The organism is Streptomyces sp. NPDC014991 (assembly GCF_043080665.1).
Lineage (GTDB): Bacteria > Actinomycetota > Actinomycetes > Streptomycetales > Streptomycetaceae > Streptomyces.
In genome coordinates, this window is sequence record NZ_JBIBVY010000008.1 from 59,209 (window position 1) to 79,070 (window position 19,862).

Annotated in this window: 20 protein-coding genes, 1 tRNA gene and 1 riboswitch; of the genes, 11 read left to right on the plus strand and 10 right to left on the minus strand. The window is 73.2% G+C overall.

Annotated features, from left to right (window positions below; translation table 11 throughout):
* Positions 1-97 precede the first annotated feature (97 nt).
* The 6 genes from ACF1BE_RS14970 to ACF1BE_RS14995 all read right to left on the minus strand — a co-directional run bounded on the left by ACF1BE_RS14970 (position 98) and on the right by ACF1BE_RS14995 (position 4,614).
* Entirely contained in the window at positions 98-1,117 is a 1,020-nt protein-coding gene (locus ACF1BE_RS14970) for a transporter substrate-binding domain-containing protein (RefSeq protein ID WP_392199440.1), read from the minus strand.
* 84 nt (positions 1,118-1,201) lie between these two features.
* Positions 1,202-1,993, minus strand: coding sequence for an amino acid ABC transporter ATP-binding protein (locus ACF1BE_RS14975; RefSeq protein ID WP_392199441.1), 792 nt, complete (start codon positions 1,991-1,993; stop codon positions 1,202-1,204).
* Positions 1,990-2,973 carry an amino acid ABC transporter permease gene (locus tag ACF1BE_RS14980; protein ID WP_392199442.1) on the minus strand — a complete coding sequence of 328 codons (984 nt, stop codon included), beginning with the start codon at positions 2,971-2,973 and terminating at the stop codon, positions 1,990-1,992. Before ACF1BE_RS14980 ends, ACF1BE_RS14975 begins: the two co-directional genes overlap by 4 nt.
* Before the next feature lie 169 nt (positions 2,974-3,142).
* Positions 3,143-3,292 carry a hypothetical protein gene (locus ACF1BE_RS14985; RefSeq protein ID WP_163010620.1) on the minus strand — a complete coding sequence of 50 codons (150 nt, stop codon included), beginning with the start codon at positions 3,290-3,292 and terminating at the stop codon, positions 3,143-3,145.
* A 30-nt stretch (positions 3,293-3,322) separates the two neighbouring features.
* A riboswitch (SAM riboswitch) is annotated at positions 3,323-3,433 on the minus strand.
* A 78-nt stretch (positions 3,434-3,511) separates the two neighbouring features.
* A complete protein-coding gene (locus tag ACF1BE_RS14990; RefSeq protein WP_392199443.1) occupies positions 3,512-4,399 on the minus strand; it encodes a glutathione S-transferase C-terminal domain-containing protein in 888 nt (295 codons plus the stop codon).
* Positions 4,400-4,491: 92 nt separating this feature from the next.
* Positions 4,492-4,614 carry a putative leader peptide gene (locus tag ACF1BE_RS14995; RefSeq protein ID WP_392199444.1) on the minus strand — a complete coding sequence of 41 codons (123 nt, stop codon included), beginning with the start codon at positions 4,612-4,614 and terminating at the stop codon, positions 4,492-4,494.
* 183 nt (positions 4,615-4,797) lie between these two features.
* Here ACF1BE_RS14995 and ACF1BE_RS15000 point away from each other — a divergent pair, with 183 nt between their 5' ends.
* The 8 genes from ACF1BE_RS15000 (at position 4,798) to ACF1BE_RS15035 (ending at position 14,246) form a co-directional block, all read left to right on the plus strand.
* Positions 4,798-5,967 carry an NAD(P)/FAD-dependent oxidoreductase gene (locus ACF1BE_RS15000; RefSeq protein ID WP_392199445.1) on the plus strand — a complete coding sequence of 390 codons (1,170 nt, stop codon included), beginning with the start codon at positions 4,798-4,800 and terminating at the stop codon, positions 5,965-5,967.
* Positions 5,964-6,311 (plus strand): (2Fe-2S)-binding protein, encoded by a 348-nt coding sequence (locus ACF1BE_RS15005; RefSeq protein ID WP_392199642.1) that lies wholly within the window; start codon positions 5,964-5,966, stop codon positions 6,309-6,311. Before ACF1BE_RS15000 ends, ACF1BE_RS15005 begins: the two co-directional genes overlap by 4 nt.
* Positions 6,304-7,719 (plus strand): FAD-dependent oxidoreductase, encoded by a 1,416-nt coding sequence (locus ACF1BE_RS15010; protein ID WP_392199446.1) that lies wholly within the window; start codon positions 6,304-6,306, stop codon positions 7,717-7,719. The genes ACF1BE_RS15005 and ACF1BE_RS15010 overlap by 8 nt, the downstream gene beginning before the upstream one ends.
* A gap of 71 nt (positions 7,720-7,790) precedes the next feature.
* Positions 7,791-8,687 carry a dihydrodipicolinate synthase family protein gene (locus tag ACF1BE_RS15015; RefSeq protein ID WP_392199447.1) on the plus strand — a complete coding sequence of 299 codons (897 nt, stop codon included), beginning with the start codon at positions 7,791-7,793 and terminating at the stop codon, positions 8,685-8,687.
* A 13-nt stretch (positions 8,688-8,700) separates the two neighbouring features.
* Complete coding sequence (locus ACF1BE_RS15020; RefSeq protein ID WP_392199448.1) at positions 8,701-9,702, plus strand: proline racemase family protein; 1,002 nt, start codon at positions 8,701-8,703, stop codon at positions 9,700-9,702.
* A 21-nt stretch (positions 9,703-9,723) separates the two neighbouring features.
* Complete coding sequence (locus ACF1BE_RS15025; protein WP_392199643.1) at positions 9,724-10,410, plus strand: GntR family transcriptional regulator; 687 nt, start codon at positions 9,724-9,726, stop codon at positions 10,408-10,410.
* Positions 10,411-10,925: 515 nt separating this feature from the next.
* Positions 10,926-12,341, plus strand: a complete 1,416-nt coding sequence (locus ACF1BE_RS15030; protein ID WP_392199449.1) for an amino acid permease — start codon at positions 10,926-10,928, stop codon at positions 12,339-12,341.
* A 360-nt stretch (positions 12,342-12,701) separates the two neighbouring features.
* Positions 12,702-14,246, plus strand: a complete 1,545-nt coding sequence (locus tag ACF1BE_RS15035) for a polysaccharide lyase family 1 protein (protein ID WP_392199450.1) — start codon at positions 12,702-12,704, stop codon at positions 14,244-14,246.
* 494 nt (positions 14,247-14,740) lie between these two features.
* Here the strand turns inward: ACF1BE_RS15035 and ACF1BE_RS15040 are convergent.
* A tRNA-Pro gene (locus ACF1BE_RS15040) sits at positions 14,741-14,814 on the minus strand.
* Positions 14,815-14,925: 111 nt separating this feature from the next.
* Entirely contained in the window at positions 14,926-15,441 is a 516-nt protein-coding gene (locus ACF1BE_RS15045) for a hypothetical protein (RefSeq protein WP_392199451.1), read from the minus strand.
* 129 nt (positions 15,442-15,570) lie between these two features.
* On the opposite strand from ACF1BE_RS15045, the gene ACF1BE_RS15050 reads away from it, so the two are divergent.
* Complete coding sequence (locus ACF1BE_RS15050) at positions 15,571-15,915, plus strand: cupin domain-containing protein (RefSeq protein ID WP_392199452.1); 345 nt, start codon at positions 15,571-15,573, stop codon at positions 15,913-15,915.
* Positions 15,916-16,049: 134 nt separating this feature from the next.
* The gene (locus ACF1BE_RS15055) at positions 16,050-17,210 is read left to right on the plus strand and encodes a Gfo/Idh/MocA family protein (protein WP_392199453.1); all 1,161 of its coding nucleotides are present in this window, start codon (positions 16,050-16,052) and stop codon (positions 17,208-17,210) included.
* Between the two features lie 151 nt (positions 17,211-17,361).
* On the opposite strand, the gene ACF1BE_RS15060 is transcribed toward ACF1BE_RS15055, so the two are convergent.
* Positions 17,362-18,384, minus strand: a complete 1,023-nt coding sequence (locus ACF1BE_RS15060) for a LacI family DNA-binding transcriptional regulator (protein WP_392199454.1) — start codon at positions 18,382-18,384, stop codon at positions 17,362-17,364.
* Between the two features lie 107 nt (positions 18,385-18,491).
* Between ACF1BE_RS15060 and ACF1BE_RS15065 the strand changes: the two genes are divergently transcribed.
* Positions 18,492-19,496, plus strand: coding sequence for a Gfo/Idh/MocA family oxidoreductase (locus tag ACF1BE_RS15065; protein WP_392199455.1), 1,005 nt, complete (start codon positions 18,492-18,494; stop codon positions 19,494-19,496).
* 62 nt (positions 19,497-19,558) lie between these two features.
* On the opposite strand, the gene ACF1BE_RS15070 is transcribed toward ACF1BE_RS15065, so the two are convergent.
* Positions 19,559-19,747 (minus strand): hypothetical protein, encoded by a 189-nt coding sequence (locus tag ACF1BE_RS15070; RefSeq protein WP_392199456.1) that lies wholly within the window; start codon positions 19,745-19,747, stop codon positions 19,559-19,561.
* Between the last annotated feature and the right edge of the window lie 115 nt (positions 19,748-19,862).

The window sequence follows — 19,862 nt, forward strand, 5'->3', positions numbered from 1 at the left end:
GCCGGGCGGGGCGGTCGGGGCGCCGCCTTGAGCGGACGTCGTCCGGGTGTGCCACGGAGGCGGGGTCCTCTCGTCGTCCGGCGGGTGCGGGGTCGGCTCAGGAGTTGGTCAGCGGCAGCCCGGGCGGGTTGACCTCGGACTTGGCGACGGCCTCGTTGGAGAGGTTGTAGGCGGCCAGCCACTTGGCGTACTGCCCGTGCTCGATGAGGTGGTTGACGGCGTCCGCGAGCGGCTTGGCGAGCCCGCTGTCCTTCTTGGCGGTGGCGGCGATGAGGCCCTGGAGCGTCTCGCCGGCGCCGGAGAAGGTGCCCGCGTTGCGGGTCGGGTCGGGCGTGTTCGCGGTCTGCCGGGCCCGGTAGGCCACGGCGGGGTTGGGACCGAGGTAGGCGTCGATCTTGCCGCTGCTGAGCGCCAGGTTGACGGCGTTCTGGTCGGGGAAGTATTTGACGGTGAGTTTCTTGCCCTCCTTGGCGAGCCGGCTCTTCCACTCCAGGAGGATCTTCTCCTGGTTGGTGCCCGCGCTCACGGAGACCGTCCTGCCCGCGAGGTTCTCGTAGTCGCCGTCGAAGTTCCAGGTGCTCTTCTTCAGCACCTCGAAGGCGAGGTTGTCCTTGCGGTAGGAGGCGAACTCGTACTTCTTCTTGCGTTCCTCGGTGTCGGTGACGTTGGAGAAGGCCACGTCGACCTTGCCGCTGTCGACGCCGACGAAGAGGTTCTCCCAGGTGGAGTTCTTGACCACGGGCTCGAGGCCGAGCACCGCGGCCACCAGGCGGCCGAAGTCGGGCTCGGACCCGGTGAGTGTCTTCTGGTCGGTGCCGATGAAGTCGAGGGGCGCGGATCCGGCGGGCAGGCCTCCGACGCCGATGACGAGCTTGCCGCTCTTCCTGACGGACGCGGGCAGTTCGGCACGGATGGACTTCACCTCCTGAACCTTCAGCGTGGTCTCCTTCGCGGCCCCGTTGGACAGCCGTCCGACGGTGACCGTTCCCGCGGCGTCGGTGGTGGTGGCGGCCTCGCTGTCGCCCCCGCAGGCGGCGAGCCCGGTGGCGAGGGTGGCGACGGCGGTCGCCGCGGTGATGCCCCGGATGAGGCCGCGTCGGGAGAGGTGGGTAGGCATGGCGTGGCTGTCCTTGTCTCGCTTGTCTCGCTGCTGACAGAGGTGGGGTGGTGCCGTGGCGGGTGAGCCGCACGGCGGGCGGGTTCAGAGCACCCTGGCGAGGAAGTCCCGGGTCCGGTCGTGGCGGGGCCGGTCCAGTACCTCGCCGGGCGGGCCCTGTTCGACGATCCGGCCGCCGTCGATGAAGACGACCCGGTCGGCGACCTCGCGGGCGAAGCCGATCTCGTGGGTGACGATGACCAGGGTGGTGCCGCTGGTCGCCAGGTCCTTGATGACGGCCAGTACCTCGCCGACGAGTTCGGGGTCGAGCGCCGAGGTCGGCTCGTCGAAGAGGATCACCCCGGGCCGCAGGGCGAGGGCGCGGGCGATGGCGACGCGCTGCTGCTGGCCGCCGGACAACTGCCGGGGGTAGGCGCCGGTGCGCTCGCCGAGGCCCACGCGGGTGAGCAGCTCGCGGGCGAGTTCCCGGGCTGCCGGCCTGGTCAGCTTGCCGGTGGCGACGGGGGCGGCGGCGACGTTGTCGAGGGCGGTCAGGTGCGGGAACAGGTTGAAGTTCTGGAAGACGAAGCCGATCCGGCTGCGCTGGGCGAGGATGGCGCGCTCGCTGAGTTCCTTCAGCCGTTCGCCGTGCCGCTTCACGCCGATGAGTTCGCCGCCCACGCTCACGTGGCCGATCTCGGGCTTCTCCAGGTGGTTGACGACCCTGAGCAGGGTCGACTTGCCGGAGCCGGAGGGGCCGAGGACGACCGTGACCTCACCGGGGCGGATGGTCAGGTCGATGCCGTCGAGGACGCGGTGGGCGCCGTACCACTTGTGGACGTCGTGCAGTTCGAGCGCGGCGGGGACGGCCTTGTCGAGGGTCCGGGCGGTGGTCATACGGCGGCCTCCCCGCGCAGCCGGGCCCGCAGGCCGGTCAGAGCGGCCCGGGCCCGCTGCGACGGTGTCGGCGGCAGGGTGCGTGTGGCGCCCCGGGCGTAGTGCCGCTCGACGTAGAACTGGACGACGGACACGGCGCTGGTGAGGATCAGGTACCAGACGGTGGCGACCAGCAGCAGCGGCACGATGTCGCCGGGGTAGGTGCTGCCCAGCGACTGCACGGAGCCGAACAGGTCGAGCAGGGACACGTAGAACACCAGGGACGTGCTCTTGATGAGGCCGATCAGCTGGTTGACGTAGTTCGGGGTGATGGAGCGCAGGGCCTGCGGAAGGACGATCCGGCGGAACTGGTACCCCTTGGGCAGGCCGAGCGCGGCGGCGGCCTCGTGCTGGCCCTGGTCCACGGAGAGGATGCCGCCGCGGACCACCTCTGCCGCGTACGCCGCCTCGTTGAGGCTGAGGCCGACGACGGCGATCGTCATGTCGGTCGCATGCTTCGACTCGTCGAAGCTGACGAAGGCCGGACCGAACGGCACGCCCAGGCTCAGCGTCTTGTACAGGGCGCTGAAGTTGTAGAGGAAGATCAGCACCACGATCAGCGGCACGGAGCGGAACAGCCAGGTGTACGTCCAGCTGACCGCGCGCAGCACCGGGCTGCCGGAGAGCCGGCCGAGTGCCAGCAGGACACCGCCGAGGAGACCCAGCACGGCGCTGAGCGCGGCGACTTCGAGGGTGACGAGGAGTCCGTCCAGAACGGCCGGGCGCAGGAACCAGTAGCGGAACCGGTCCCACTGGTAGAAGGGGTTGGTGACCAGCCCGTGCAGGATCTGTGTGACGAGCACGAGGACGACGGCGGTGGCGATCCATCGTCCGGGCCGGCGCAGCGGCCGAACCCGCTGTGTGGCAGGTCTGCCTGAACGTGTGTCGGTGGGTGGTGGCGCCTCGGCGAGGGAGAGGGCGGCGCCTGGGCTTTCACTCATGGCGGACTCCGGCGGGATCGGACACCCCGGGACGGCGGCGAACGGGTGCGGTCCCCGACGGCACTGGGCGCGGGGCGGCGCACGGGAACGCGCGGAACCGGGAGCTGGGCGGACAACGGCACACCACGGGGACGGGGTGCGAGGGGAACGCGGGGGCTGGGAGGAGGCGTCAGCCCCGGCAGCGGGCGAGGCCCGGCGCGGTACACAGTGCGCTGTTCACGCGGAGCAGGTCGACGGCACGGTCGGCTACGAGGAGGCCGGCGTACGACGGTACGCAGCCCTGGGGGCGGCTGTCGGCCGTCCTGGGAGCTGCGTACATGGCGTCACCTGTCACTGTTCCGGCCCGTGGGCCTCGCGCTTACCGAAAACGTCGTCCGGTCCGGTCGTCACCTGGGGCACCCCACCGCGGTGCGAGGGTTGCCGGTCAGCGAGCCAGGGCTTGGTGCTGACGCTCATGACCGTTCTGAGCCGTAAGTTAAGGCAGTCGTCCGTTCGGATGTCAACGTCTGTCCGCGCGCTGGACGCCAACAGCTCGCGCTCACCTGCGAGAAGCGTCCGAGGCCTTGGCTGCGTGACCCGCCCAGTCCAGGATCTGGACGGCGGCTCCGGCGGCTTCCAGGCCCTGGCAGCGGCCGTGGTGGCGGCGGGCGATGCCGTCGAGGTCGAGGTGGCGGCCGAAGGCGGGGTGGGCGGTCAGGCGGCGGGCGTAGGCCCACAGGGCGCGGTGGCCGGCGATGCGGTGCACGGCGGCGGCGTCGAGGTGGCACCGGTGGACGGTGTCCAACTGCACCAGGGAAACCCACAGTTCGATGTCGGCGGCGGTCAGCCGGTCGTCGACCAGGTACTCCTCCCCGCTCAGCCGACGTTCCAGCCGGTCCAGGGTGTCGAGCAGCACGTCCAGGGCGGCGGCCCGCTCGGCCGGGGCGGCGCCGGCCCGGCCGGCGCGCTGCGCGGCTCCCTCGACGCCGTCGGCACACATCCGCTCCACGGCCTCGATCACGGACTGCAGGCCGCGGGGGTGCAGGCGGGTGGGGCCGGTGTGCGGGAAGCGGTCCAGGTCGCGCAGGATGTCCGGGGCGTGGGTGCTGACGATGCGCCCGGACCAGTCGTCGCTGAGCACGGGTGCGAGCGCCGGGCCGGTGTGGTGGTGGGCGCTCGCCTCGTACAGCGGGCGCAGCGCCGTGTGGCCGCCGCCGGGCTGGTCCGGGACGGCGGGCAGGAGGCTGACCGGACAGCTGGTGTCCAGTTCGAGCAGGCTGTGGCCGACGGCGAGGCGCAGCCCGTCGGGACAGGCGGTCGACAGGTGGAGCCGGTAGCGGTGCGGCACGGCGTAGTGGCCGCTGCGGGCGTCCCGGCCGATCCGGCCCCGGAAGAGGGGGTCGGTGCGGTGGACGGACAAAGCGGCGGCGAGCGGAGTGATGGACATGCGTCTCCCCGGGTCATGGGCGTGCGGACGGGTGCGCGGGCGCGGACGGGCGGTGGATGTACGGCCGGGCGGTGGGCGCGCAGGAGCCCGGCTCAGCGGTGGAGGCTGATCGCGCTGCAGACGCGCAGCAGGTCGATGTGCCGGCGGGAGGTGAGCAGGAGTGCGCGCAGCGGCGTCCGGCCCGTTCGGCCGGTACCCGTTTCGAGGCGCGCCATGATTCCCTACTTGTTCACTAGGATTCTCCACCTGGAGTGTCGATCCGCCGCCCCGTGGCGTCAAGGGGGCGTCCACGCCTGGAACTCGGGCAGGTGAGCGGGACCGGCGAGGGCGATCGAGGACGGCGTGCGGTCTCTCGCGAGGTCTCCTCAGCAAGTGCGACATGTGACATAGTACTGACCGTGACGAAGCGACCGACCTGTGACGTCGTGGTCGTAGGAGCCGGGATGGTGGGTGCGGCCTGCGCGCTGTACGCCGCACGGGCCGGCCTCGACGTACGGCTGGTGGACCGGGGCGCGGTGGCCGGCGGCACCACCGGCGCGGGCGAGGGCAACGTGCTCGTCTCCGACAAGGAGCCGGGCCCCGAACTCGAACTCGCCCTGCGGTCGGCCGCGTTGTGGGCGGACCTGGCTCAGGAGCTGGGCACGGCGATCGAGTACGAGCCGAAGGGCGGCCTGGTGGTCGCCCGGACCCCCGACGCCCTGTCCGCGCTGGGGGAGTTCGCCGCGAGCCAGCGGGCCGCCTCGGTCACGGCCGTACCGGTCGACGCGGACGGACTGCACTTGCTGGAACCCCGTCTGACACCCGGCATGGCGGGCGGGGTCCACTATCCGCAGGACGCCCAGGTGATGCCCGCGCTGGCCGCCGCCCAGCTGGTCCGCGTCTCCGGCGCCCGGCTGCACACGGGCCGGACCGTGACCGGGGTGCTGCGCGCGGCGGACGGCGCGGTGTACGGCGTGCGCACCGACCGGGGCGACATCCACGCTCCGGCGGTGGTGAACGCGGCCGGCACCTGGGGAGGTGACCTCGCGGCGCTCGCCGGCGTCCGGTTGCCCGTACTCCCCCGGCGCGGCTTCGTGCTGGTCACCGAGCCGCTGCCGCGCATGATCCGGCACAAGGTGTACGCCGCGGACTACGTGGCCGACGTGGCGAGCGACTCGGCCGGCCTGCGCACCTCGCCGGTCGTGGAGGCGACCGCCGCCGGCCCGGTGCTGATCGGCGCGAGCCGGGAACGGGTCGGCTTCGACCGCTCGCTGTCCCTGCCCGCGCTGCGGGCTCTCGCGGCCGGGGCGGTCGGGCTGTTCCCGTTCCTGGCGCGGGTCCGCGCATTGCGGACCTACGCGGGCTTCCGGCCGTACCTGCCCGATCACCTGCCGGCGATCGGCCCCGACCCGCGGGTGCCCGGCCTGTTCCACGCCTGCGGGCACGAGGGCGCCGGCATCGGACTCGCCCCGGCCACCGGGCGGCTGGTCGCGCAGACCCTCACCGGGACGGCACCTGAGCTGGACCTCACGCCGTTCCGGCCGGAACGGTTCGACAACGACGGAGGCGAGAGCCCGTGCGTCCACTGAGACGGCGTCCCGCACACCCGCCGGAGCCGGCCCCGGCCCGGCCGGCCGGGGCCTTCACCGTCACCTTCGACGGCCGGCCCCTGCCGGCACTGCCCGGGCAGACGGTCGCGGCGGCCCTGTGGGCGGCCGGCGTGACCGCGTGGCGCGACACCCGCGGCGCGGGGCGGCCCCGCGGGGTGTTCTGCGGGATCGGCGTGTGCTTCGACTGCCTGGTGACCGTCGACGGCCACCCGAACCAGCGGGCCTGCCTGCTCCCGGTGCGCCCGGGCGATGCCATCCGCACACAACGGGGGACGGGACGGGGCGATGCCCGACCGCTGGACGCGGGGCCGGACCATGACTGAGGAGCCGTCTCTCGCCGTCGTCGGCGCGGGCCCGGCGGGACTCGCCGCGGCCCTGGCCGCGGCCGCCCGCGGGGTACGGGTGACCCTCGTCGACGCGGGCGGCCGGGCCGGCGGACAGTTCTACCGGCAGCCCGCCCCGGCCCTCGCCGCCCACCCGCCACAGGCCCCGCACCACCAGGGACGCACCTGGGAACGGCTCAGGGACGGCCTCGTCCGGCACCGCGCGGCCGGCCGGATCATCCACCTGACGGACCATCATGTGTGGTGCGTGGTCCGGGAGGACGCTTCCGGAAGGTTCGCCGTGCACAGCCTGCTCGGCCCCGCGCAGGAGGAGGGCGGCACCGTCCGCGCCGACGCCGTGCTCCTCGCCACCGGCGGTTATGAGCGGGTACTCCCCTTCCCCGGCTGGACGCTGCCCGGCGTGGTCACGGCGGGCGGTGCGCAGGCCATGCTCAAGGGCGCCCTGGTGCTGCCCGGCCGGACGGCCGTGATCGCCGGCACCGGGCCGCTGCTGCTGCCGGTGGCCGCCGGGCTCGCCGCGGCCGGCGCCCGGGTAGCGGCGCTGGTGGAATCCGCCGGTCCCGGCGCGCTGCTGCGCCGGGCGCCGGCCCTGGCCGCGCAGCCCGGCAAACTCGCGGAGGGCGGCGGGTACGCGGTACGGCTGCTCCGGCACGGCGTGCGCACGCTGACCCGGCACACCGTGGTGGAGGCGCACGGCACCGACCGGCTGGAGGCGGTGACGGTGGCGGCGCTCGACCGCGCCGGGCACCCGCGGCACGGCAGCGCGCGGCGCATCCCCTGCGACACCCTCGCCGTCGGCCACGGCATGCTGCCGCACACCGACCTCGCCGAGACCCTCGGCTGCGCCCTGTCCGGCATGGGCGTCCGGGTCGACGACGAGCAGCGCACCGACGTGCCCGGCGTCTGGGCGGCCGGGGAGGCGACCGGCGTCGGCGGCGCGGCCCTCGCGCTCGCCGAGGGCCACATCGCAGGCCGCTCGGCCGCCGCCCGCTTGTTCGGCACCGCCCCCGACCCGCGCCGCTGGGCCGCCGCCGCCCGGGCCAGGACCCGGCTGCGGGCGTTCGCCACGGCCCTCGACGCGGCGTACGCCCCGCCGGCGGGATGGGCGGACGCGGTCACGGACGACACGGTGGTGTGCCGCTGCGAGGAGGTCACCGCCGGGGAGGTCCGGGAGTCCGTCGGCGCGCTGGGCGCCGGTGACCTGCGGACCGTGAAGCTGCTCACCCGGGCCGGCATGGGCTGGTGCCAGGGGCGGATGTGCGCGCCCGGGGTGGCGGGGCTGGCCGGCTGCCCGCTGACCGTCGGACGCCGGCCGTTCGCGCGGCCGGTGCCGCTCGGTGTACTGGCCTCACTGGCGGAAACCGAAGCCGAGCCCGGCCCGGACTGAGCCCGGCGCCTCAGGTCTGGCACACACGTCCATCAGTAACATGTCACACCTTATCGAAGGGGAGAACGCTCATGTCCGAGGTACCGAAGCGTCCCTGGCGCGGCATCCTCGTCGCCACCGCCCTCCCGCTCACCGCGGGACTCCGCGTCGACCACGACCGCTACGCCGAACACTGCGCCTGGCTCGTCGCGAACGGCTGCGACGGCGTCGTACCCAATGGCTCGCTCGGCGAATACCAGGTGCTCACGCCCGACGAACGGCGGCGGGTGGTGGAGACCGCCGTGGCCGCGGTCGGCGGTGAGCGGGTGATGCCCGGCGTCGCCGCGTACGGTTCCGCCGAGGCCCGCCGCTGGGCCGAGCAGGCCGGTGAGGCCGGCTGCGGGTCGGTGATGCTGCTGCCGCCCAACGCCTACCGCGCCGACGAGCGGTCCGTCCTCGCCCACTACACGGAGGTGGCGCGGGCGGGCCTGCCGGTGGTGGCGTACAACAACCCGGTGGACACCAAGGTCGACCTGGTGCCGGAACTCCTCGCCCGGCTGCACGGCGAGGGGCTCGTGCAGGCCGTCAAGGAGTTCTCCGGAGACGTCCGCCGCGCCTACCGCATCGCCGAGCTCGCGCCGGACCTGGACCTGTTGACCGGTGCCGACGACGTCCTGCTGGAGCTGGCGGTGGCCGGCGCCAAGGGCTGGGTGGCCGGCTACCCCAACGCGCTGCCGCGGGCCTCGGCGGAGCTGTACCGTGCCGTGACGGCCGGTGACCTCGCCACCGCGCTCCCCCTGTACCGGCAGCTGCACCCGCTGCTGCGCTGGGACTCCAGAACGGAGTTCGTCCAGGCGATCAAGATGTCGATGGACGTCGTCGGACGGTACGGCGGCCCGGTGCGCCCGCCGCGCGTCCCGCTGCTGCCCGAGCAGGCGGCCGCGGTCCGCGCGGCCACCGAGAAGGCCGTCGCCGCGGGTCTCGCGTAGGGAGGGCCGGAACATGCGCAGCAAGCTCGTCCTGCACGCCGTCGACTCGCACACCGAGGGCATGCCGACCCGCGTGATCACCGGCGGGGTCGGCACCGTCCCCGGTGCGACGATGAACGAACGACGGCTGTACTTCCGCGAACACCGCGACCACCTCAAGCAGTTGCTGATGAACGAGCCGCGCGGCCACTCCGCGATGAGCGGCGCGGTCCTCCAGCCGCCGAGCCGGCCGGACTGCGACTGGGGTGTCATCTACATCGAGGTCTCCGGCTATCTGCCGATGTGCGGGCACGGCACGATCGGGGTGGCGACCGTGCTGGTCGAGACGGGCATGGTGGAGGTGGTGGAGCCGGTGACCACCATCCGGCTCGACACCCCGGCGGGGGTGGTGGTCGCCGAGGTGGCGGTGGTGGACGGCGCCGCGCACGAAGTGACCCTGCGGAACGTCCCGTCTTTCGCGGCCGGCCTGAACCGCACGATCACCCTGCCCGACGGCCGCACGGTCACCTACGACCTCGCCTACGGCGGCAACTTCTACGCGATCCTCCCGCTCGACGCGTTCGGCCTGCCCTTCGACCGGGCCCGCAAGGACGACATCCTGGCGGCGGGCCTGTCACTGATGCGGGCGATCAACGCCGAGGCGGAGCCGGTGCACCCCGAGGACCCGTCGATCCGCGGCTGCCACCACGTCCACGTCCTCGCGCCGGGCGCCACGGCGCGGCACTCCCGGCACGCGATGGTCATCCACCCGGGCTGGTTCGACCGCTCCCCGTGCGGCACGGGTACGAGCGCGCGCATGGCGCAGCTGCACGCGCGCGGCGAACTCCCCCTGCACACCGAATTCGTGAACGAGTCGTTCATCGGCACCCGCTTCACGGGACGGCTGCTGGGCACGACGCAGGTCGCCGGGATCCCGGCCGTGCTGCCCAGCTTCACCGGCCGCGCCTGGGTCACCGGCACCGCGCAGTACCTGCTGGACCCCACCGACCCGTTCCCGGAGGGCTTCGTCCTCTAGACTCTCCGGGTGACGCGTGACATGGCACAGGACCGGCAGGGCGCGGAGTCGCCCGTACTCCCCCGGCTGGGCGGCCGGCGGAGCAGCTTCCGCGAGCGGGTCGCCGACGCGCTGCGCGCCGCGCTGATCGCGGGTGAGCTGCGCCCGGGCGAGGTGTACTCGGCGCCGTCGCTCGCCACCCGCTTCGGTGTCTCGGCGACGCCGGTGCGGGAGGCGATGCTGGACCTGGCCAAGGAGGGGCTGGTCGACACCGTGCCCAACAAGGGCTTCCGGGTCACCGCCGTCTCCGACAGACAGCTGGACGAGTACACGCACATCCGCTCCCTCGTCGAGATCCCCACCGTGGTGGAGCTGGCCCGCACGGCCGACCGCGTCTCGCTGGAGGCGCTGCGCCCGGCAGCCCGGGAGATCGTCACCGCCGCGGTGGCGGGCGACCTGATCGGCTACGTCGAGGCCGACACCCGCTTCCACCTCGGCCTGCTCGCCCTGGCGGGCAACGCCCACCTGGTCGAGGTCGTCGCCGACCTGCGCAAACGCTCCCGTCTGTACGGGCTGACCGCGCTGGTGAAGGCGGGCCGGCTGCTCGCCTCCGCCGAGGAGCACCTGGAGCTGCTGGACGCCCTGCTGGAGCGCGACGAGAAGGCCGTACACGCGATCATGACCCGGCATCTGGGGCACGTCCGCAGTCTGTGGGCGGCGACGCACTGACCGCGCGGCCCGGGCACGACGAGCACCCGGACCCCACCGCCGGGCACCGCGCCGCACCACCGTCGCCGGGCACCCGCCCCACCTCCGTCTCCGCACCTCCACCGCCGGACCCCCGCAGCATCCACCGCCGAACCCCGCCGTGACACTCCGCCGCCGAGCCCTCGCCGCCGGACCACCTCCGCCGCACCTCCACCGACGGATCCGCACCCCACCTCCACCGACGGGCACCGCGGTGACACTCCGCCGCCGGCCCCTCGCCGCCGGACCACCACCGCACCTCCGCCGCCGCACCACCACCGAGGGACCCCCGCCGCACCTCCACCGCCGAACCCCGCCGTGGCACTCCGCCGCCGGACATCTGACGGCCGGCAAGCCGCAGCGCGACGCTTTTTGCGTCGCCAGGCGGCACACACGGGACAACAAACGGCGATTTTGCACCGGAATGCCGCATCCCCGACCATGGGCACCGTCCCGGCGATCCCGGGAACGTCAGTTCCATGAGAGGCGCACCACCCATGCACAGCACCGGGACCGCCACCCCGTCGGCTCCGGCTCCCGCGGAGACCCTCACGGCTCCCGCCGAGGACCCGCACGGAGAGTCCGGCAGGCACGCCCGCCGGTTCGGTCTGCCCGTCGCCACCGCGCTGGTGATGGGCAACATCATCGGCGGCGGCATCTTCCTGCTCCCCGCCTCCATCGCCCCGTACGGCACGGTCAGCCTGGTCGCCTTCGTGGTGCTGACCGTCGGCGCCATCGCCCTCGCCCTGGTCTTCGGCCGGCTCGCCGCCCGCGACCCCCGTACCGGCGGGCCGTACGTCTACGCCCGCGAGGCCTTCGGCGACTTCGCGGGCTTCCTCGCTGCCTGGTCGTACTGGATCACCACCTGGGTGTCGAACGCCGCGCTCGCCGTGGCCGCCGTCGGGTATCTCGACGTGCTGATCCCGGTCGAAGGTCATCGCTGGACCGCGTGTCTGGCCGCCCTGACCCTCCAGTGGCTGCCCGCCCTCGCCAACTTCGCCGGCACCCGCTACGTGGGCGCCGTCCAGCTGGTGTCCACGGTGCTGAAGTTCGTGCCGCTGCTGCTCGTCGCGGTCGGCGGGCTGTTCTTCTTCGACCCCTCGAGGCTCGGCCCGTTCAACGCCGGCGGGCACAGCGCGGTCGGCGCGGTCTCCGCCTCCGCCGCCCTGCTGCTCTTCTCCTACCTCGGCGTGGAGTCCGCCGCCGTCAGCGCGGGCGAGGTCAAAGACGCCCGCCGCAACGTGGGGCGCGCCACCGTCATCGGCACCGCGGGCGCCGCGCTGGTGTACCTGCTGGGCACGCTGTCCGTGTTCGGTACGGTCCCGCACGACCGCCTGGTGACCTCCGCCGCGCCGTTCTCGGACGCCGTGAACACGATGTTCGGCGGCAGCTGGGGCGGCACGGCCGTGGCCCTCGCCGCACTGGTGTCGATGACCGGCTGCCTCAACGGCTGGACACTGTTGAGCGCGCAGACGCCGTACGCGGCGGCACGCGACGGCCTGTTCCCGAGTGCCTTCACGCGCCGGCGGCGGGGCGTGCCCACGGTCGGTGTGGGTGTGACCGTCGTCCTCGCCTCGCTGCTCACCGTCTACAACTACCTGTCGGGTTCGGGCCGGGTCTTCGAGGTCCTGGTGCTCGTCACCACGTTCACCGCGACCGTGCCGTACCTGCTGGCCGCGTCCGCACAGATCTTCCACCTCGTCTCCGGCCGCCCCGAGGCCGTCGACCGGGGGCGGCTGGTCCGGGACTCCGTGGTCACCGCGGTGGCCGCCGCCTTCTCGGTGTGGCTGATGGCGGGCGCCGGCTACGCGGCGGTCTACCAGGGCGCGCTGTTCCTGTTCGCCGGGATCGTCGTCTACGCGGTGATGGCGGCGCGCCGGCAGCGCGGGCAGACCGTGACCGAGGAGCCGTAGCCCCGCCGACGCGGCGGGCCGGGGGCGGACCCCCCGACGCGGGGCCGGGCTCGGCTCCTCCCGACAGGCGTGATCGAGATGCCCGAGGGTGGCCGCAACTCGGGGCGCGCCGGCCCGTTCACGCGTCGCCCGACGCCCCTCTTCGGTTGCGTGAAGTCTTGCCAGCCCGTCGTCGCACTCCTATTCTCCGGGGACCAGAAAGCGCTTTCCCTCCCATCCATGGGAGGAGCGCTGCCGCGTGGGCCGCTCTTCCGTGACGCCGTGCGTGAGCCGCTTCGACATCCGCACGCCGGCGCCCCGGACCGACGTACCGCGCACACCCGACCGACCCTGCGTCAAGGGGCGAAGGAGCAGGCGAGAATGAGACGTTCAGCCGCAGTGCGGCTCTACGCGGCCGGAGCCGCGGTGGCGCTCGCAGCCGTCACCGGAGCTGTCATGTCCACAACATCAGCGTCGGCGGTGACCGGCAGCGCGACCGGTTACGCCGGCCAGAACGGCGGAACCACCGGTGGTGCGGGAGGTGCGACCGTACGGGCCACCACGGGCACCGCCATCCACGCGGCTCTGTGCAACCGGGCGAGCAGCGACACGCCCCTCACCATCGAGGTCGAGGGGACGATCAACCACAGCAACACCGCCAAGGTGTCGGGGAGCAGCTGCGACACCGCCGACGGTGTGATCGAGCTGAAGCGGATCCGCAACGTGACGCTGGTCGGAGTCGGCGGCGGGGCGGTCTTCGACCAGGTGGGCATTCACGTCCGCGAGTCCAGCAACATCATCATCCAGAACGTGACGGTGAAGAACGTCAAGAAGTCGGGCTCGCCCACGTCCAACGGGGGCGACGCCATCGGCATGGAGAGCGACGTCCACAACGTCTGGGTCGACCACGCGACGCTGGAGGCGTCCGGGGGCGAGTCGGAGGGGTACGACAGCCTGTTCGACCTGAAGGACAACACGCAGTACGTGACGCTTTCCTACAGCATCATGCGCGATTCCGGCCGAGGCGGTCTCGTCGGGTCGAGCGACACGCAACTCTCCAACAGCTACATCACATACCACCACAACCTGTACGAGAACATCGACTCCCGGACCCCGCTGCTGCGTGGCGGCATCGCCCACATCTACAACAACTACTACAGGAACCTGAGCAAGTCCGGCATCAACTCCCGCGCGGGCGCCCGTGCGGAGGTGGACAACAACTACTTCGAGGACTCGAAGGACGTCCTGGGCACCTTCTACACGGACGCGGCCGGCTACTGGCAGGTCAGCGGCAACATCTTCGACAACGTGACCTGGTCCGCACCGGGCACGGAGAACCACCCGGCCGGTCCGGCCCCGACGTCGAACACCACCGTCGGCATTCCGTACTCCTACCGCCTCGACGACGCGGCGTGCGTCCCGTCGATCGTGACGCGGACGGCCGGTGCGGGCACCGGACTGAAGATGTCGGACGGCAACTGCTCGGCGCAGACGCCCGCCCCGACGCCGACCACGCCGGTGCCGACGCCCACCCCGACCCCGGAGCCCACGCAGCCCAGCGGCACCAACCTCAGTCTCGGCGCCGGTGCCGACGGCTCCAGCAAGGCCGGCGGGACGAGCTACGGCAACGTCCGCGACGGCGACATGAGCACCTACTGGTCGCCCGCCGGCTCGACGGGTTCCCTCTCGATCAAGTGGGGAACGGCGACCACGGTGTCCCGGCTGAACATCAGGGAGGCGTCCGGCGCCACGGGCGCCGTCGGTTCCTGGAGGGTTTTGAACGCAGACACCGGCACCACCCTGGCCTCCGGCACCGGGGCAGGGGTCATCACCGTCCCCCGGACCTCCCTCAAGAAGATCACCTTCGAGATCACCGGCTCCAGCGGCACCCCGAAGATCGCCGAGTTCGAGACCTACGCCGGGTGAGCACCCCGCCCCTCGGCGCGCGTACGGCGAGCCGGCCCCGACGGCTCGCCGTACCACGGCCCGCCTGGTGGTGGGTGATGCGCGATGCCCTCCCGCAGGACCAGGGGGTGTGCACGAGGCGGCCGAAACGTCACCGCCGACGACGAGACCGGCGACGTCTCCACCACGACGGTCGTCTCCGTCGCCTCGGCGGATGCGGTCGCACCGGCGGACACGGCCGGGGGGAGTCAGGTCCGCTCCTCATCCTCCCGAGCGCCGTCACCGGGAGCAGGAGCCGGGGCCCGACCGGCTGTGCCGGGTTCGTGGACCGCGCTGATCCGCAGGCACCCGCCTGTACCCGCGTCCCCCCGCATCGGCGGGGAGCAACCACCCCGATCGATCGTGCACCCATGTCGGGCTGTCACTCGCCCCCGGCTGGATGGATTCCGTGAGACGGTGCCCCCGCAAACGGCCGAGAGGGGCCCCGAAGGACCCCTCTGACCTGCTTCTCACCGTCGGGACGACAGGATTTGAACCTGCGACCCCTTGACCCCCAGTCAAGTGCGCTACCAAGCTGCGCCACGTCCCGTCGCGGTCCCACGCGGAGCCTCCCGCGTGATCACGCACGTCAACCCTACCGCACCGGCGCGGGTGCGCATGTCGCGCCCGTGCCGGCCGCCGGGCGCGTCCGGTCCGCCGGTCATTTGATGAGCGCGTTCGCCACCACCACGATCATCCCGAGCAACGCGTCCACCAGGCCGGTGAGGACGGCGGCCGGCCAGCTCCGCGCCGACCAGCGGGCGGTGATGAGGCCGAGCACGAAGAGGATCACGACGTTGAGGACGAACGCCGCGTACTCGACACCGTTCGCCGGCCACCACCGCCAGCGGGCGCCCGCGAGGAGGAAGGCCGTGGGCAGCACCGCCGCGACGAGCGGCCACTCGTCGCGCACGGCGAGCAGGACGTCCCGGCGCCGGTGCGGGGCACGCTCGGCGACGTAGTGGGCGTAGCCGTGGGCGAGGGCGGAGGCGAGCGCGGTCACGAGCACCCAGGCGGCGTCGTAGCCGCGGACCTCGGCGGACGTATGGCCGTACTGGGTGAGCGCCGCGACCATCGAGCTGGCGAGGACGGCGCCGTACACCCCGCCGAACAGGATGACCTCGCGCGCGTCGTGGTGCCGGGGCGGCGGCGTACCGGCCGCCGTGGAGTCGGACATGCACTCCACGTTCACCCGCGTCCGCCCCGCCCGCCACTCCACCGGGCGACGAAGTGTCCCCCCACCAGGCCCGATGCCCCACACACTGTCGACGGCGGCACGGCCTGCCCGCGGGCTAGGGTCGGCCGTATGACGCACAGCTTCGCGCTCCACATCCCCGACGCCGACCTCGTACCCGAGCCGCTCGACCCGGAGCGAATCGTCTCCGGGCAGCCGGAGGTGACCGGGAAGGTGGTCTGGGAGTCGCCGGACGGCCGGCAGATCCGCGGCATCTGGCAGATCACGCCGGGCGTGGTCACCGACACGGAGGCGGACGAGCTGTTCGTGGTGATCAGCGGCTCGGCGACGATCGAGGTCGCAGACGGGCCGGTGCTGACGGTGGGGCCCGGTGACATGGCGGTGCTCCGCGCGGGCGACCGGACGACGTGGACCGTGCACGAGACCCTCCGCAAGGCCTACGCGATCAACCTCTGAGCGGCCCCGCGTACCCGGCATCCCGCGGGCGCCCGGGGCGTGCGGCCCTGTCGGAGGGTTGACACCCACGTATGTCCGGACAAAGGTGGCCCGGACAGAGGTGGACCGGTCCCACAGGTCAGGGAGAGGCTGTCATGGTGGACGTACTGGGTGTCGCCGTCATCGGGTTCGGCTGGATGGGCCGGGTGCACACCCAGGCGTACGCCCGGCTCCCCCACCACTATCCGCGGCTCCCGCTGCGCCCCCGGCTGGTGACGGTCGCCGAGGAGGTGCCGGGCCGGGCCGAGGAGGCCGCCGAGCGGTTCGGGTTCGCCACGGCGACCCGCGACTGGCGCGAGGTGGCGGCCGATCCGCGGGTGCGGGCCGTCAGCGTCACCGCGCCGAACTTCCTGCACCGCGAGATCGGCGTGGCGATGGCCGAGGCCGGCAAGCACCTGTGGATCGAGAAGCCGGTGGGCCTGACCGCCGGGGACGCCCGCGCGGTCGCCGACGCCGTCGCCCGGGCGGGCGTCCAGGGCACGGTCGGGTTCAACTACCGCAACGCGCCCGCCGTCGAGGCTGCCCACGAGCTGATCGTCTCCGGCGGGATCGGCGCGGTCACCCACGCCCGCGTCCGGCTGTTCAGCGACTACGCGGCCCACCCGGACTCAGCCCTGACGTGGCGGTACGAGCGCGAGCGCGGCGGCAGCGGCGTGCTCGGCGACCTGGCCTCGCACGGCGCCGACCTGGCCCGTTTCCTCCTCGGTGACATCGCCTCGCTGACCGCCGACACGGCGGTCTTCGTCCCGGAGCGGGCCCGGCCGGCCGGTGCGACGGCCGGCCACGTCCTGGCCCGCGATGGGGAACCGGGCCGGGTCGAGAACGAGGACTACGTCAGCTGTCTGCTGCGCTTCGCCTCGGGCGCCCGCGGGGTCCTGGAGGCGTGCCGGGTCTCGGTCGGCGAGCAGAACACCTACGGCTTCGAGGTGCACGGTACCCGGGGGGCGGTGTTCTGGGACTTCAGGCGGATGAACGAACTGGGGGTGAGCCGGGGGACGACGTACCAGGACCAGCCGGTCAGCACGGTGTACGTCGGCCCGGGCGACGGGGAGTTCGCCGCGTTCCAGCCGGGCTCGGCCAACGCGATGGGCTATGACGACCTGAAGGTGATCGAGGCTCACCGCTTCGTCCGCTCCATCGCCGAGGGCACGCCGTACGGGGCCACCCTCGTGGACGCCGTGCGCAGCGCGACCGTGCTGGACGCGATGGCGCGGTCCGCTCGGCTCGGCTCCTGGGTGGACGTCGACGGCGGCTGACCGAGCCGGAGAACGGTCCGGGCGGCGGCCTACGCCGTTGCCGTGCGGCAGCGGCTCCCGGTGGCGCCGTCGGGCACGACTCGGCCCCGGCCGCGGTCCGCCCTCGGTCTCCGCTTGCGCGGTACGGGTCAGCGGACCCCCGCCATCCGGCCTACCGCGCAGGCATGTTGTAGGGCGTGACGACCTGGATCGCGGACGGCAGCAGCGGGCCCGCGGGCGGCAGCGCGCCGTGGAACCGCATCACCTCGTGGCAGGCCCCGCGCATGTCGTGCCGCAGGTCGTGGTGGAGCACGGCGGACAGTCGGTGTTCGCGCAGCAGGCGGGTGTTGTCGTGGTCGAGGTCGTGCGCGACGAACACGGCGCAGTCACGGCCGAGGTCGGCGAAGGCCCGCAGGGTGGCGTTGTTGCCGCCGCCGATCGAGTACACCGCCCGGATCTCCGGATCGCGCTCCAGGGCGGCGCGGACGAGGTCGTACTGCGTGGCGTCCAGACCCTGTCCCTCGGCGATCCCCACCAGCGTCCGCTCCGGGTACCGGGCCCGCATGACGCCGCGGAAGCCCATCTCGCGCTCCTCCTCGTTGCGGAAGAAACCGCTGCTGAGGCTGGTGAGGACGTTGCCGGGCCGGTCGCCGAGCCACTGGCCGGTCAGATAGGCGGCGGTGGCGCCGGCGGCACGGTTGTCGCTGCCGGCGTAGGCCAGACGGCCGCTGGCGGGCAGGTCGGTGACGAGGGTGACGACCGGGATGCCGGCGGCGGTGAGCCGGCCGACGGCCGCGGTGATCTCGGGGACGTCCGGCGCCTTGAGGATCACGCCCTGGGAGCCGCGCCGGGCGATCCGGTCCAGCGTCGCGGCCTGTTCCCCGGCCGGTCCGGTCTCACGGAAGTGGAAGCGGGAGCGGACGACGGCCGGGTGCAGCGCGGGCAGTTCGGCCTCCAGTGCGGCGCGCACGGCGGCGGTGAACCGCTCGGGCGCCTGCACCACGATGTCGACCATGAACGTGCGTCCGACCAGCCGGACCTGGGTGCGCTGGCGGTCGAGGTCCGCGATGGCCCGGCGCACCTCCTGCGCGGTGCTCTCCCGCACCCCTCCCCTGCCGTTCAGCACCCGGTCCACGGTGGCCTCGCTGAGGCCCGCCTGCCGCGCGATCTCACGGATGGGGAACGGGTGGCCCATGGCGCGGCTCCTTGAGGGGTTTCTGATGGCCGCTTGCTGGTTGTTCGAGGGGTTTGTGCTGACAAGAATGACAGGACCGCTCCGCTCCTGTGACCGAAAGAGTGCACATGCGCATCGGAATTCTCGGCCTCGGCCGCATCGGCGCCTTCCATGCCGAGACCCTCTCCGGGCTGGACGTCGTCGAGTCCCTGGTCGTGGCCGACCCGTTCGCGGGCGCGGCCGAGGCCGCCGCCGAGCGGTTCGGGGCGCAGGTCGCGGAATCACCGGAGGCCCTGCTGGCGGCCGGCGTGGACGGCCTCGTCGTCGCGGCGGCCACCGACGCCCATCCGGCGCTGATCCGGGCCGGCGTCGAGGCGGGCGTACCCGTCTTCTGCGAGAAGCCGGTGGCCCGCACGATGGCGGAGGGCCTGGCGGTGCGGGAGGCCGTGCGGGACCGCGGAGTGCCGGTCCAGATCGGCTACAACCGGCGCTTCGACGTGGGCTTCGCCGCCGCCCGGGCCGCCGTACGCGCCGGTGAGCTGGGCCTTGTGCACACCGTCCGGTCCACGACTCTGGACCCGGCACCGCCGCCCGCCGCGTACGTCGCCGCGTCCGGCGGGATCTTCCGGGACTGCTCCGTGCATGACTTCGACATCATCCGCTGGGTGACCGGCCGGGAGGTCTCCGAGGTGTACGCGGTGGGCGCGAACCGGGGGGCCGGCTACATCAGGGCCGCGGGCGACGCCGACACCACCGGCGCGGTGCTCACCCTGGACGACGGAACGATCGCGATGGTGTCCAACTCCCGTCACAACGGCCGTGGTTATGACGTCCGCCTGGAGCTGCACGGCTTCGCGGACTCTCTCGCCGTCGGCCTGGACGACAAGCTGCCGCTGCGCTCGGCCGAGCCGGGGGTGGCCTTCCCCTCCGGCACCCCGCACGACTTCTTCATGGACCGCTTCGCCGACGCCTACCGCGCCGAACTCACCGCGTTCACCGAGGTCGTGGCCGGCATCCGCCCCTCGCCCTGCACCATCGAGGACGCGCTGGAGGCGGGCTGGATCGCCGAGGCCTGCACGCTGTCCCTGCGCGAGCACCGCCCGGTGACGCCGGCGGAGGTGCGCCGGGCGTGAGCCGGAACGGGCGGGGTGGGCGGAAGGCGGCGCCGGGCCGTGCCCGGCGCCGTGCCCGCGTCTCAGCCGCAGTACCGGATCAGCCACTCGTCGGGGTTGTAGGTGTCCCGCGCCGGGTCCGGCGTCGTCGCCGGTTTCGTCTCCACCGTCTCCTCCGGGCGTATCCGCTCCGGCAGCGCGCCGAAGCGGTCGCGGCGCAGGGCGGCCGGGTCGGCGGTGGCGGCGTCCTGAGGTTCCGTACGGTGTGTCATCTCGTCCTCCCGTCAGCGCGGGCGTCCCCCGTCGTCCTGCACAACGCCCGCGTGCCCCGGTTGGTTCCCGGCCGTGCCCGCACCGAATCCCCATGGGTACCGAAGGAAACGACCG